Consider the following 15520-nt stretch of genomic DNA (forward strand, 5'->3'; position numbering starts at 1 on the left):
AATGGAAGATCAAGCAATCGCAGATTGATAGATCGATATTAGCTATTTTATGGTAAAGTTTTTTGGATCTCTTACTTGTACACCTATCTTATACAGCACTCTTAAATCAATTACTTACCTTAATAAAAAATAGTTTGATAATTATAAATCTCGCTATCTAATATTGTTCATAAAAGCCAAATCTATGAATGGTTGTTTGTTCATGCATGGAGCTGAATATTTTGGCTATGAGTCCTCTTAGTCCTTTTAGTCACTAGATATAGAGGATTAGTCAGGAAGTGATCCGCCATTTATCTAACAAAGATAAGATGCAATCAGATCTAACAAATTTACTCTAGCTCGGTTTTGCCCCAATATATGACCTGAGTTCGACAGAGCCAAAACTGCTCTCGCATCATAATTGCATAAGTACAACTGATGCATGGGGGCAAAAGGCAAGACCTGACCCTATAATTTGACACTACTAAGCGGCAGGATTTTTTATACCCAATTGACAGCGGATGGCTAATGGGTGGTTTCGTGGAGTTTTTAGTAGAAATGTGAGCAAAATTCCTATGTACTTAGCTTCAATCTAAGAGTTGCGTCAAAGGCTGCGAATATACTATGCCACAACAATGGCACTACAACCATGAGATAGATAGGGTAAGAGGTCATTAGTACCATTCTCGATTTGGAGCCTATAAGTCCTGTTTCGATAGTTAGATTGTGGGGTTCCAACTTCTTTGTTTCCTATTTTTGTTTAGATCGTCTTGCATAGAATTGAGTTCACACCGGTTCACTTCAACGTTATTATATGCGCCAAAATTAATACCGCATAAAGTGCTATTAAATCTGTTAATTAAGGTGTTATACAATGGAATTCGAAGTTTCTTCTACAAGTAGTTATCGCTCATCTGTTACGAAGCAAATTCGGCAAATGATCGAAAAGTACAATGCGGACTCCTTACTCAAAGAGTTTTTACAAAATGCAGATGATGCGAAAGCTTCGCGACTCACAGTCGCACTTGATCTCAGAAACCATGGCTCCTTTAAACAACAAGCGCTAAATATTGCTACTGGACCTGCTCTAGTCATTTCGAATGACGCGCTTTTCAATGATCAGGACTTCAAGGCAATTGATCAGATTATGGATGGTGGTAAGGTCGACAAAGCTCAATCCACTGGTAGGTTTGGACAAGGTTTTACATCTAGTTTTAGTATCAGCGATCATCCTAGCTTAATTTCTGGTGGTATGAGGCATGGTACTTCTAAATGGTTCGATGCACATAAATCGGCCGTTTGTAAGGAACTAGATGACGAAGTTGCAACCTGGAAGCATGATGAGGTAAACAGTAGTACCTATGAACGTTTAGAGCCATGGTTGCGGACTTTTCTTTTACCTGGTGAGGAAGATACTGTTGGCCGAACAGTTTTTCGCTTACCTTTGAGGACTTCCGAAACAGCGAAAACTAGCGAGATATCACGTCAAATTTTCACCGAGCAGCGCTTCTACAATTGGTGTGATGAATGGAGAAAAAGCTCAGATAATTTACTTTTTCTAAGGAATGTCCACACGTTAATTTTGTGCATAGTTCATGAGAATGGAAAGACGCAAGAACTATTGAAAATCGAAACTAAAAACATAGAAGAGATTAAATCAGTAAAGCAAAAGCTTAACAAAACTATACCAACAACGATGTCTCCCCAAGAGATTTGTCAATCTTGGCTATCGAATAATATTGATCTTCCAACTGTGACCTACGAACATGAATTTCAGTGCAATTATTTTGATCGTAGTGCGTCGCGTACGGAGTCTGTTAACTATAAATGGGCTGTAGTCAATGGGCTATTCAAAGGAACAGATAGTTTACTTCTAAAACAGGCTCTAAAGTTTTTGGGGTTGGGACCAAACTTCAGAAAAGTTTTACCTTGGGCTGGAGTAGCTATACCTATAGGTCAACAGATTCCTAAGAACGATGATATGGGGCAGTTCTTTACCTTCTTACCATTAGGTATTAGAACCAAAAGCAAAGCTCACATGCAAGGGTGGTTTGAACTTGATGATAAACGAACTTCAATAGTATTGAAAGCGGGGAATGACGATCAAACGCCTTTGGTAAAATGGAATCTCATGTTAGCTGAACACGCAATAGGCAAAGCGTGGGCAGAATTATTGCTTGAGTATAAACACAACCTTTCAGAGACTGATTACTATGAGTTTTGGCCGAATTTTTCAAAAGATTCAGATGAAATTACATCATATATACAGAAAGGCTTTTACACACGAATGGCGAAAGCTGAATGTTTGAAAGTTTGGCATAAAGATAGTTACTATTGGGCTAAGCCCTCTATTGAACACTTCTATTGTTCGCGTCAGGGTAAAGTTGCGGCTCCCACCAAAGAGCTCAAAAAAATAGTTCAGAATGAACTAAAATTAATCTTCCCAGAGCCGCCTAGTTTCGTTATATCAAATTTGAGAGCATTTGGTGGAATTATTTCAGAGTTCACGCCTGATGTTTTGATTGATGCAGTTTTAGAAAGATCCCGAGATTTAATTTTCCCTCAGGAAGAGTACTTACTTTCTGATCTTTTTTTCGCTAGTAAACAAAGTGTTTCTCATGTTCTTAAATATTCGTTGCTAGGGACGTTAGGGGTATCAGGTGTTGATGGCCTCCCGTTACAGTATTGCCTCGATGGAAAATTACATAGAATTCAAGATCTCTCATTGTTTTCTACTGGGCACGACCTATCACTTTTCAAAAATGACAAATCTAAGTTTGTTGACCAAAGCATTTATGACCTTGATCTAAGAGAAATGCCTATAACGTGGTTAAGTCCAACGTTAGAAAACAAGCTAAAGATCTTATCACAAATGATGTCATTAGTGCTTGTTGATTTAGATTGGTTCGATGAGCTGGTTGAGTTAATACGCAGATCTGGTGAATCAGAGAGGCAAACCGACAGGGTTAGACGACTTTTGGTGTCGCTTCCAGTTTATAAAAATAGTGCATCTAAACCAACTACGCTTAATGAGTTGAGGTCTGTGGGGAAAAGTACTTATCTTGAGTTAAAATCGGAAAATAGGGAATATTATGAAATGCTTGGTGTCTGTCTCTTCGATAAACACTGGGTGCAAAGTTATCAAAGATTACACGACCTTTTAGGACCTAGTGTAAGCCCTCTAAGTATTATTACTAACGAAGTGATTTTGGTTGAGATTGCTAACATGAATCAGTCGGTCAGGCTATCTTTGGAAGATCAGGACTTTAGACATTTTGTCTTGAAGTCAATTGGCAGGGCGAATAAATCCCATAGTGATTATAAATCTCTGATACATAAAATCAAAAATCATATCCCCTTAGCATTAACGCAGAATGGTTCTCTAACAAGCATTAACGGGAGAAAAGCGAGTTTATATCTACCTGGTGGGTTTAAAGTCGATAAGTCGTTAGCGCAGATTAGTGACCTATATGACCTTGTACATTCTGGGGAGCAAAAGTTCTTTGATGTATTCGAAAAACTGGATGTTTCTTCGATGTCGTTTTCTGACTACATCGAAAATGTTGTTGTGAAGCATTTGAATGGGTCTAGTGATATTGAGTCAAAGATCCGACTTTTGGAATGGCTGTGTAACGAACTTGAATCCGTTCGAAACGATCCAAACGTCATAAAATTACTAACATCCGCTAGTTTTGTACCTGCCGCGAATGGTTCTTTTCTAAGAGCAACTGAGGTTTACGCTCCAAACTTCTTCGGGACACTACCTGAATCGATTAAAGCGACTGCAAAAAAGTTACGCCCATTCCAGAATGAGAATTGGAATAAGTTACTTGAGTTGTGTGGGGCACAAAAGACGGTTTCTATTAAAGCTCTACATCAAGGTGCGATATACATCTCACAAAGGAGGGACGTGGAAGAGGCCTTTAATCTAGTAAGCTTTATTAAGCGCCACCTTCCTGAGTTTGAAAATGCAGCTAAACAATGCGCGACTGTTCACAAAGATTTCTCAGGGATTCCATGGATCCCATGTGTACAGGGTAAAAATGTCGTTGATGGAAAAGAAAATGCTGATTTGCAATTAGGTAGTCCTAAGTCAATCACGCTGCAAACACACAAATACAAACTGTGCCCGAGCTTTAATCTTCTTGCACCAAAAATTGAGCATGAAAATCAAAAAGAAAGGACATCTGGTCGAGACTCTTTAAGCTCTCTCTACAAGTTCTTAGGTTTGGAAACTTTTGCCCAGACAAGAGATCAAATTAGGAATTATCAGAAACTAATTGGGACGCCAATTAACCACAGTAACGAACGGTTTTTGTTTAATGCATCGACACGTTTTTATGCTGTGTGCGGAAGGGAAAAGGAACTCAGGTATGAAGATAAGCCAGAAAAAATACTGATTAATAGGGAATGGGTTCAACCCAAAAACGTATTCTTTAGGAGAGTATCTGGCTTACCTGGCTTACATTCTGTCGAAGATTTTCTTGGAGTCTTGAAACACGATCAAACTGATGTAACAAAAGGGCTTGAAAAATTAGGGGTCAGGACTGGACCGAGCAAAGAGTTTCTTATCGATTACTTAACGTTAAATTTAGGGCTAGATCGGGTGTTAAATTCTGATCAGGTTCTCGTAGCTAAATCTGCCCTTTCTTTGCTACAAAAAGAACATTTACAAGTGATAAACAAATGGGATGAAGTGCCTCTTTTGACAACGAATGGCAAACTTTGCATAAGTTCCAAAGTCTTTTTAGATGAGGGAGATGATCTTGTTTCAGCTAGCTCTAAGAATGAATACCTTCGAGTTTGTGTCGGTGAATTTACGAAGTTAGCAGCGAAAACGAACGCTAAGTCTATCAAGTATGACTCTGAGATGAGTATTAAGAATGACGAGACTGAGTTTCTATCGCCGAGACAGGTTCCAGATGATATTGCAAAATTTAGTAGGAAGTTGAAAACGAATTGGTTTGAAAATGCAGTACGAAGGTTAGCCTTTCATAACTTAAAATCACCACGTAGCGAAGTTGAACAGAGCTATAAAGATCGATTGATACCAGACCGAATTACCATGTGTAAATCTCTCACTTTATCTTGCAACATCGGTCTTCAATGGATCTATGATACAAACAGACAGAAAGTGTTTAATAGAGACGGTGAATTGTATGTTGTCCTTGGCTCAACGAGGGTACTTTGTGAAGCTTTGGCTAGTTATGTAAGTAACGAGTTTTCTCTAAACACTGAATCATCCATCATGATTGCGACTTTGGTAAAGGATATCGAGTCTGAAGAAGAAGCAAACGAATATCTAGGGGAGGAGAAGGGAATACCTGAGCTCCCTAATGAAACGAAGTTCAATCAACGAGTATTTTCTCATGACTTCGCTACTGTCGAGTCTGATGTTGTAGATTTGATTGAAGCAGATTTAGATGAAGAGGATTATCACACGGAAGATAGTGCCGTATCAGATGAGCCGCGTACGATTCCTGTAGGCGTTAATAACAATGTCGGTGAAATTGGAGATGTTGGGCTAAAACCCTCAAAAATAAAGGACGAAGTTCAAGACCCATGGGAGCAAACTCGAAGGTTAGATGCCCATCTTTATAAAAGTGAGCACAAAGAGAGAACCGTTAAATCTGGTATTTCTAGCAACCAAGGGAAAACGCAAGACTCATCTAAGGTGCGAACATCTAGTGAGCAAATAGAAAAGGGTAATTTGGGCGACTTAACTTACAATGCGCCAAGTGCTTCTCGTTCTAAATCACGAAGTCCAGCTGAGAAATTAGAGATACGTAAACTAGATGTTGGACATCGAGACTATGTAAGTCACAACAGGAAAAGTGGTATGGGGACAGCATTCACAGGTAATCAAACAACACTTCTAGGTGATGATGGAGAGAACAATGTGTTGAATGCTATCGAGAAGAGCTTACCTTCGGGCCATAAAATAGTAAAAGCGCCGAAAAACAACCCCGGGTATGATTTGCTAGAGATTGATGTGAATGATGCTGCTGTCAGAAAAATTGAAGTAAAAACTCTTCCTGCTGGTTGGGGAGAGCGAGGTGTGAAGTTAAGTAGAACTCAAGTTGAACTAGCGCTAATTGACCCTACATGGTCTTTAATTGTAGTTGTTGGACAAAATACATCCCAAGCTACATTTCTAGATTTGGGTAATCCGTTCAATAAAGTGAAGTCATACTTCCTTCCAAATGCTTGGAATCAAGAGTTAGTTGGTGATTGTGTCGAAATTTTGCCTTTGATCAGATAGTACTAGACCAATGCATTACCTTAAAAAATAGACAAACTGAAGTTTGTCTATTTTTTACGCCAAGATAAGTGTTTAGTAATGTTTATGAATCAATTATAAATTTTGAAACTGCTTATTTCGGTACTTGTATACATAGCCCTGTTCCTTGTTAACTGCGTTGTTGGAAGTACCCACCTGATTTCGCAAAAGCGTCCAGTTGTAGCTGATGAGGGAGTTTAGCTAGCACCATGGTTGCAAGATGAAAAGTAATCAGAAAGGCTAGAGTGTGCTAAGAATCGTAACTCGGAAATGTCCGTGCGACCTGAAGTCGTATGAAGCGTTGTTCACCACGATAAGAGTGAACCATCTGTATCACCAGATGACCCTAGGATCCTGAATAATGAATAGCCACCGACTTGATAGACACCTTTTAGTTAGACAAAATGACTAATAGAGAGGTGCTTATGAGCAGCAAAAGATATCCAGAAGAATTTAAAATTGAAGCAGTCAAACAAGTAACTGAAAAAGGTCATAGCGTGGCTGATGTTGCTGCGCGACTAGGAACAACGAGCCATAGTTTGTATGCGTGGGTTAAACGCTACGGCCCCAACTCTTCACAATACCAAGCTCAATCTGATGAAAGTGCTGAAATTCGTCGACTTAAAAAGGAATTGCAGCGGGTAACAGAAGAGCGAGACATACTAAAAAAAGCCGCGGTGTACTTCGCAAGCCAGTCCGACTGAGGTATGCCTTTATTAAAGCGAATCAGACCATCTGGTCTGTTCGACGCATGTGTAAAGTCTTTGGAATTCACCCAAGTGGTTATTATTCTTGGCTAAAAAATCCAGATAGTAGACAAGAAAAGCGGCGAAAATACCTTCTCGGACTGATAAAGCAATTTTGGCTGGAGTCAGGCTGTGTGTATGGTTATCGAAAAATCTACAGTGACCTGCGAGATGAAGGGGAAATCTGTGGAATTAACCAAGTTCATAGCCTAATGAAGCGAGAAGGTATTCAGTCGCAAAGAGGCTATCGAAAGCCACGCCCCAAGGGTGGTGCCGAAAACATCATTGTTCCTAACAAACTCTCAAGAGAGTTCAACCCGATCGCGCCCAATCAATCGTGGGTAACTGATATTACCTATATCAAAACGCACGAAGGTTGGCTGTATTTGGCGGTAGTTGTAGATCTATTCTCTCGGCGAGTAATTGGTTGGTCAATGAAAAGTAGAATAACTAAAGAACTTGTCCTAGATGCTTTGCTAATGGCGGTTTGGCGCCGTTCGCCTATAGGAAAAGTGCTCGTCCACTCAGATCAAGGTAGCCAGTATACCAGTCACGACTGGGACTGTTTTTTGAAACAGCATGGTCTTGAATCAAGTATGAGTCGCCGTGGTAATTGTCACGACAATGCGGTTGCCGAGAGTTTTTTCCAGTTACTCAAAAGAGAAAGAATTAAGCGGAAGTGCTACACCACTAGAGAAGAAGCTCGTATGGACATCTTCGAATATATTGAGATGTTCTACAACATTAAACGCCGACATGGTTCCAATAATCAGTTGTCGCCAGTAGAGTATGAAAAGCAATATGAAATCAAGTTAAAGAGTGTCTACTGATTTGGTGGCTATTCAGATATCAGATAAAGTCTGTAGAGCACCAAAAATTGTATTGGTTGATAGTGAAGAATTATCTATCACTAGTGAAAAGAAAGTCGAGACATTTTCTTCGATTCTAGAAATGATAAAGCAGACCAATACTTCGTATCAAAGCGTTATTCATAATCAAGAAGCTATGGAGTATCTGCTTAGACTCGGCTGCAAAAAGCTTTCAGAGATTCGAATTGATTCTCCAAATGCAGGAGGCTTGGTTGTCGCAGCTTCAGTTCAGCATGCTCAGGCCATAAAAAAGATACTCTCCCAAACATATGCTCAAACAGTATCAATTGTCACTTACCGCCACGAAGAGCCCTTGGCTGAAATTGAACGTTACCGTCAGAATGATTCACAGTGGATTGTTAGCGTAGGAATGATTAGTGAGGGAACAGATATTCCGCGCTTACAAGTGTGTTGCCATATGAGCTCGATAAAAACAGAATTGTATTTTAGGCAGGTTCTGGGGCGTATTCTTCGAGTAAATGAATCGAAAAACCAATAAGCTTGGTTGTATACGTTTGCAGAACAGAGTCTGATTAACTTTTCAGAAAGGGTTGAGCAAGACATTCCTGAGTCGTGCATGCTAGCCAAAATGAATAGTAAAGAAGACTTTGAATCAGACTGCCGCTTCAGTAGTTCAAATAAAACAGATCTCAATGAAGAACAAGCGGTGAAAGAGCATAAGTTGAAGTGGAGCCAGTCATCACTCCATTATCCTAATTCACACGATTCGCCGAACACGTACGATGAAATTATACTAAGAACCTTTAAACAACGAGTAATTGAAGCATTCTCAGTTGTCTCGTTGTAATTTCCATCCTATGCTAACAAAAATCCCTCACACTGAGCTGTGTGCAAATCCGCCCAGCGTGTAGTGACTTCGCCGTTAAAAACTGACGCAGCGTTTACCATTTTTGTTCAATCCCTTGGGCGCCTAAAAACACCGTGTTCTGACCTTAATATCGATTTAAATAATCGCTAGATGATTTAAATCGATATTAAGGTATTTATGTTCAATAGCCATTATGTTTAATTGTACATGAGTGGCGATATGTACATGTACACCGTTGGTAAAATAGCATCAATATAGTGCGAAATGAGGCATGTACATGTACAGGTGGTTGAGGCATAGGAAGCAAAATGATATTAACCAATTGATTTAAAGCCATTTTGTAGAGTATAACCAACCATGTACAAGGTACTCATCATAGAGATGGTAAATAACGATTATGTTTAATGATGCTGATAAAATCCGTCGGATTTTAAAATCTGAGAGGAATAGGAGCCCAAAGTATTGTAGATTACGAATACAACCATGCTATATTTAACATAATATACATAATGCGCACTGAATCTGTAAGCCCAAAGCGATAATATCCTAATATTTACAAGTGAATCTGTCCTATGTTTGCTTGGAGGTATTTGGTATGTTAGTAACTATGAATGACAAAGAGATTTTAAAACTTGGTACTATCCCAGTATCCCAGATGTTTGTGAAAAATGCTTACGACAAGTCGACGCTGCAGCGACAACAAAATTATCGAGCCTCATTTGTAAATTGTTAAATCACTTTGATTTTTGGCATTAGCAGAACTGTGTCGCAGAACGAATTACATTGCAATTATTTCAATCATTTTTGAATACTCGACATACACTTTACAAGTGCGCATCGTGGCATATCCAGCATTCAAAAATGATGCTCGAGTCTCAGTTTGTGTTAGGGACTTAGCCAGGACACAGCAAAGAGTTTAAGGTTAAAACAGGCAAAGAATAACAATTACTGAACGACCTATCCTAAAGAGCAAAAATCCGTGAATAGCGCGTCTCGAGAGCTATAATTTCTTTGCATATGAGACGCTAAATTCATAGGTGCGACGTTCTTTCGTGCAAACAATTGAACGAGATCACGTTTTTATATTTCAAAATGTTGATAATTCGCGTTGAAATATCTGCGTCAAAAAGCTAGAAAAATGAACAACACATTTCGAATAATATTACCGATTCTGTCTTTAATGTTACCCACTGTTTCTCATGCAAAAAACTGCCAAGATACAGCTTCTGGGAACGCGCACTATGAGTACTGTCAAAGTCAAAATGGTGATGCAATTTGGAAAAAGAAAACAATTGTTGTCGATGGGAAGTCGTTTCTTGATGGCGTCGATAAAAACGGCAATGATTGGACAGGCGTTCGTGAGATTCAAGGTCAAAAACACATTACGCGATACTACAATAAAAAGAATCAACTGATCGCCATTAACACATGTGAAGGGACCAAGTGTAGTCAAGAAGTCATATCCCATTACTCAGAGCACGGCGAGCTGAAACTCGACCTCGCGGACAAGTAATATCATCAAAAAATACAAGCCGAGTACACCATGTGTACTCGGTTTTTAACTATTTACCATTCCACAAAAACCTACCTATTTCCCCATTACTTTCACAATACTCACCAGCCAAACTATAGTGACAGCGTAACTTGAAGCTATACCTATAATGAAGACTTAGCGTGGCAACTGCCAAGCGGTAACGCTAAATCACGGCAAGAGAATTTGCTTAGCTGATACGCTACAGTGTCACGCAAAAACAAATCCGTACCTTAGAGATCGTAAAAACTTGCGTTTGAAACTGATCAAAATGTGGTGTTATAAATCGCCTCTTACCTATCCCATTTATCGGCTTTGTTGCTGATTTCAACATTCCTTAGTCTCAATTCATATTTAGCAAAGTAAGAGACTGCAAGTACTCACTGTTTGCACAGCTACCATTATCATTAGATATTTTTAGTGAGATATACGTGACAATGTCTCTTTTTGCTGCTCGCAGAACAATTCACTAGCTAACAGTTCGTCAGGTTTTCTTTTTGTAATTTAATTACATCTAACTATTCACCCTATTTACTCATAAGATTAAAGTTCTACTGTAACTTACTGTTTTATATGGCTTATAACCAGTAAGCATGAAATATCTAAGCCTGGTTACTTAGTTAACCTTTGGTGGGTAAAAGTCGATAAGTAAAATTTTATTAACTTTACCTGCTCAGATATTTATAGGCCTGAAAGGAACAAACGATACACTGTAACGTAATCCGTTGTTTATCGCGGACGATCGTTAAAGTTTAGAGAATGAGCTTGGGTAAGTAAGGTATAAGGCAGGCGTAAAAAAGCAGGGTCTGTACCCTGCTCTTTGTGATTGATCAGTCTTGCTGTTTGGCGGCGTATTCCGCTCGGATTTGCTGAGCAACTATTTTAATGGCTTCTGCGGTGCTGGTGCCCTTTGCCATCAATTCTTGAATTTGCTCTACAGCTCGTTGTTGTTCTTGATGAGACAGAGGTGGTAAATCGTCAAACATAAAAAAGCTCCTCAATATAAGGAGCTGACTATAACGATTCGCTTAATACGTCGCAAGGAAATTAATCGATGCACCCATTGCATTTTCATTTGTATATTGCGCTGCAATGTCTAACTCAATGAGATTCAGTGGTGTGAGCCCTATACCCGCCGTAATGGTCCCCTCGTTGTCTGAGTAAGCAAGATTTTTCTTATAGCCTGCACGAAGGGCAAGTTGACGAAGCAAGTCTACTTCCACACCTACTCTTAACATCTGAGTGTTATCATCAAACGACGAGAATTTTTTCTCTTCATTCAAATCATAATCAACACTTGCTGAAAAGTAATCCGCAACGTAACCCGCCCCCACGGTATAGACCGGGCGCATACTGTAATCTTCAGATGCGATTGTTGTGGTTCCATTATAGATGAATGCTTTAGTGCTAATGTCTCGACCCATTAGGTTTTTGGCTGAAATACCTAAGCGATATGGACCGAAAAACCACAGAGCACCAGCATCGAGATTAAACATTGTCTCTGCAGTTTCATTCTCACGGAGGTTTTTGGTATCAAAGGCCGCAAAGCTTGTTGCGTATGAATAAGTATAAATTCGCTGAAGCTTAGGAGTAATACCGAATGACATGTGCTGGTTCATGAAGTTGGTGTACTTCGCCAGCGAGATCCCCGCTTCTGCTACACCGATTGATACCCCACGCACGTAGTTTTTATTTATATCGGTAAGGTCCGTGATTTCTGGTTGGACAAAAGATTCGGTATAAAGCTTTCCGTAAGCCGTGGCAGATAAAAACCGGTTTGGAATCCCGACAGCCACCACGCCCCCAAGATCGAAATTCATCGTACTATTGCCCAGATTTTTTAATTCTGTGCCCAAGTTAGGATCACTCGGGTTCATTTTCCCAATTCTATCAATGGTATCGATGATGTTATCTTGGTCATTATAGTTAATACCAAAGCTTGGTACGATCATACCTGCATCATCATTACGTCGATAAATTGCAGTGAGAGCTGGATTGAAAAATGGCGCGGTAAGATAAGAAGCAGCCACTGTGCCGACACCACCCATCGCATCACTCCTTGCTTCGACGGCATAAGTTCCAGCAAAAGCAACGCCGCTAAAAGCAGCGGAAGATATCATGGCAGCTAAAATTTTTAATTGGGTTTTCATACTACACTTGTACTTTAGTTCGTCCTGAACTTATATCGGCACAAGTGCAGTTTCTTTAACTATTCTTCTTGAGAAACATCATAAGTTCGACTAATAGTTTGAGCTTGCTCAACAATTATCTCCCCTTGCCAACGTCGACTATTGATACTTACCGCTAAAACATAACGATCATTTGGGATCCCATCTAACTCCAACGCGTTTGGGTAGTTAGATTCATAGGTTTTATTCCAGACTTGATCGTACTGTCCATCAACATAGTCAAAGAGTCCTACTTCTAATTGAGGCAATGGGCAGTGTGGGTTTCTTAACGCACTTTTCTCTACTTTCCAGTTTTCTTTTGATGTCCAACGAACATATTGTGAAGAGCTGGAATCGCCAAGAATTACCCACGTACGGTAGGAACGTCCATCTTTAGCTACAATAGATAAATGATATAAACCGGCTTCAACTTTGCCTGTTAAGTTATATCGCTTTAAATAATTGCGCTCATTAAGTAACTCCGTACCTGGTATTGGTTGCTCGTGACTGAAAGAGCTGTCTGCGGAAATGGTCGTGTCGACCCAGCGTCGAAATGAAATTTCATCGATATCCGTTGTTGAGCGAAGCTTTACAACCAATCGATAAGTGTCACGACCGGGACTTTGAATGGTTTGTCGGATGACGTTAACACCGCTTATCCACTCAGGCAAAGCAATACTACTTAAAGATTTACCACAGTCTTTGGACAACGATTGCCCTAATAGGTCATTGAGATAAGGCGTAACGCGTTTGTTGGGTTCACTTTGCCAAAGCTCAACCAGTGAGTTGAACATTGCACCGAGGTCATCTTCAAGAAGATGTTGGTGCGCTTGGGTTAAAGGAGTATTAGATTGAAACCAGTCCATTGCTTGGACTGGTTTTATGATCATTAATGATAGGACTACAGGAAGTAGTGTTTTCATTATCGATATTACGCTTTCATTTTGTAACCAACGCCACGAAGCGTTTCGATCTCAAGACCTGGGAGCTTTTGACGTAGCTGAAGGACATGCGTATCCACAGTACGAGTCGTTGGGAAATGGTTATAACCCCAAACGTGGTCAAGTAACTCATCTCGTGTAAATACACGACCAAGATTTGATGCTAAAAACAGCAGAAGATCAAATTCTGTGCGAGTTAGCGTGATCATGTCACCTTTGAATACTACTTCGCGAGTCGCACGATCAATTTCAAGATCTTTTGCTGTTACTTTATCTGCATTGTCTTGATCGGCAGAATCTGGAGCACGAAGTTGAGCACGGATACGCGCAAACAGTTCTGCTTCAGCAAATGGTTTCGTTAGGTAGTCGTTTGCACCCGAGTCTAAGCCTGCTACTTTGTCTTTAACCGTTACAAGTGCAGTAAGCAAAATAACTGGAATATCCTTGGTTTTTTTCCATTCAGGAAGATGATTTACAGAGTCACCATCTGGTAACTGGCGGTCTAAAATGACTAAATCAGCCTTTTTCCACTGTGGTTCTACGTCTGAAATACGCTCCACATGCAAACACTCGTATCCTGCTTGTTCCAGGCTTACTAACAGGCCGTCAGCCAAGTTTTTATCGTCCTCAACGAGTAGCAGTGTCTGTTTCACAAGGTATCTCCAATATAAAGGTTGTAGGTGGTCCCATTAAGGACATTTTTCCGCCCATGCGGCCTACCATAGATTCAACAATTGTTAATCCAAGCCCTAACCCACTCTTACTTACGAATGGCTTTCTTAAGTTTGACCAATCTTTAGCCGTCAAATCGCCAGCATCTTGGACTTGGATAACTATTTTTTCTTCACTGGTCATTACATTTAATTCGACCGGTGCTACGCCATACTTGAGTGCATTGCGTAATAAATTATCGATACAGGTGCCTAGCCAGTATACGTTAAGTTTGGCCGCGATATCTTCATTAATACTGAACTGTACCGCGTTTTCAAACTCTTCTTCAATCTTATATTCAAGCCACTCTGCTACAGATGGAACCCAATCTGTGGCAAGCATTTGATTATCTGACTGAAGGTAATCTTTACTTGCTTCAGCAAGCTGTCTTAAACGACGAGTGTCTTCACATAAGCGACGAAACTCATCGTATACACTCTCAGGTAAGTGTTCAAACTCACGCCGAAATCCTTCTACCGTTAGAGACAAAGACGCAATTGGTGTTCTTAACTCATGGGTCAGAATCTGAAGAACCAGCATCCGGCTGCGCATTTCTTCTCGCTTACTGTTCCAACGGTAGACCGCCCAGCCAATCACGAGCAATATGTTCGCAATAACAAGGACGATCATGCTGATCCTCAACACTTGGGAGTGATCTTCCACATCCCAGCAAACGTTGCCGCGTTTTACGAAACAACTTCTGCTCTCCGAGGCTAATCCAAACGACAAGCCTGCGATATCTACGTTTTCTTTCCAAACATCTTTACTGAATACAAAGTAGTGATCGCCTCTTCTCAGCCATAACTCTTGGTCTTCAATAAACATACTTGCACCACCAATAAGCGCATTTATGGCATCATCATCCATATGCTGAAGGCTAGCAAGCAGTTCATCACCCTCTTCGTTATTACGCTCTTTGATATGCATATACTGAGCGAGCACACTGCGGAGCTCCGGGTATTTTTCTGCATATCTGGCTGCGTAACTCCCGCCTCCTGGATGAATCAACCCACTACGTGAGAACCATCTAGGTGTTAATTTCGTTCCTTTGCATAAGGCACGCGTAAAAACGAGAGGTTCGGTAATTAAAGGGCTGAGTGGCAATTTCCCGCGACAAGTATTTGCCAATCGGTACAACTGCTGTATGTCTTTCAACGGATAATCAGCTGTTTGAGGGAGCATTGAATCCGGTGAAAGAAGTTTGGTTGGGTAGTTAGATTGAAGTATGCGTATATCGTACGATTTAAGGGCTTGTTCATAATTAAAAAGCTCTGTAAACGTATCTATTCGTTCTGGTAATGAATCTGCAAATGCACTTACCGATATAAGAGGTAGCATTAAGGCAGAACGGAGCAAAAACTTTTTAATCAAACTGTTACCGTTACTATTCACATTAACCAGAACTATACATCAATCATCAAACAAAAGACATTAGGAGGATCAAGGATTTGCAGTACTATAACAAT

At 40.2% G+C, this 15520-nt stretch carries 8 protein-coding genes and 1 pseudogene; 4 read left to right on the top strand and 5 right to left on the bottom strand.

From position 1 onward, the window contains the following. Positions 1-853 precede the first annotated feature (853 nt). The 4 genes and pseudogenes from VA249_RS17555 (at position 854) to VA249_RS17570 (ending at position 10216) form a co-directional block, all read left to right on the top strand. Positions 854-6241: a sacsin N-terminal ATP-binding-like domain-containing protein gene (locus VA249_RS17555; RefSeq protein ID WP_221072068.1), complete on the top strand. Its 5388-nt coding sequence runs from the start codon at positions 854-856 to the stop codon at positions 6239-6241. 443 nt (positions 6242-6684) lie between these two features. Beyond that, positions 6685-7835 (top strand): IS3 family transposase gene (locus VA249_RS17560; protein WP_221069358.1). Its coding sequence is split into 2 segments (ribosomal slippage): positions 6685-6922 and positions 6922-7835, totalling 1152 coding nucleotides; the frame shifts between segments, so codons are not numbered across the junction. A 16-nt stretch (positions 7836-7851) separates the two neighbouring features. Beyond that, a pseudogene (locus tag VA249_RS24135) lies at positions 7852-8682 on the top strand (DEAD/DEAH box helicase); the annotation flags it as partial. 1159 nt (positions 8683-9841) lie between these two features. Then, positions 9842-10216 (top strand): hypothetical protein, encoded by a 375-nt coding sequence (locus VA249_RS17570; protein WP_221072072.1) that lies wholly within the window; start codon positions 9842-9844, stop codon positions 10214-10216. Positions 10217-11064: 848 nt separating this feature from the next. Here VA249_RS17570 and VA249_RS17575 read toward each other — a convergent pair. From VA249_RS17575 to vxrA, 5 genes are read right to left on the bottom strand one after another with little or no spacing between them, the layout of a single operon-like run. Beyond that, positions 11065-11220, bottom strand: coding sequence for a YoaH family protein (locus VA249_RS17575; protein ID WP_128812907.1), 156 nt, complete (start codon positions 11218-11220; stop codon positions 11065-11067). Positions 11221-11262: 42 nt separating this feature from the next. Then, positions 11263-12384: a conjugal transfer protein TraF gene (locus VA249_RS17580; RefSeq protein WP_221072074.1), complete on the bottom strand. Its 1122-nt coding sequence runs from the start codon at positions 12382-12384 to the stop codon at positions 11263-11265. 59 nt (positions 12385-12443) lie between these two features. Beyond that, positions 12444-13325 (bottom strand): DUF2861 family protein, encoded by an 882-nt coding sequence (locus tag VA249_RS17585; protein WP_128812909.1) that lies wholly within the window; start codon positions 13323-13325, stop codon positions 12444-12446. An 8-nt stretch (positions 13326-13333) separates the two neighbouring features. Further along, complete coding sequence (vxrB, locus tag VA249_RS17590) at positions 13334-13996, bottom strand: response regulator transcription factor VxrB (protein ID WP_128812910.1); 663 nt, start codon at positions 13994-13996, stop codon at positions 13334-13336. Beyond that, positions 13971-15392, bottom strand: coding sequence for a sensor histidine kinase VxrA (gene vxrA, locus VA249_RS17595; RefSeq protein ID WP_322805174.1), 1422 nt, complete (start codon positions 15390-15392; stop codon positions 13971-13973). The genes vxrB and vxrA overlap by 26 nt, the downstream gene beginning before the upstream one ends. Positions 15393-15520 lie beyond the last annotated feature (128 nt).

Source organism: Vibrio alfacsensis (assembly GCF_019670485.1).
Lineage (GTDB): Bacteria > Pseudomonadota > Gammaproteobacteria > Enterobacterales > Vibrionaceae > Vibrio > Vibrio alfacsensis.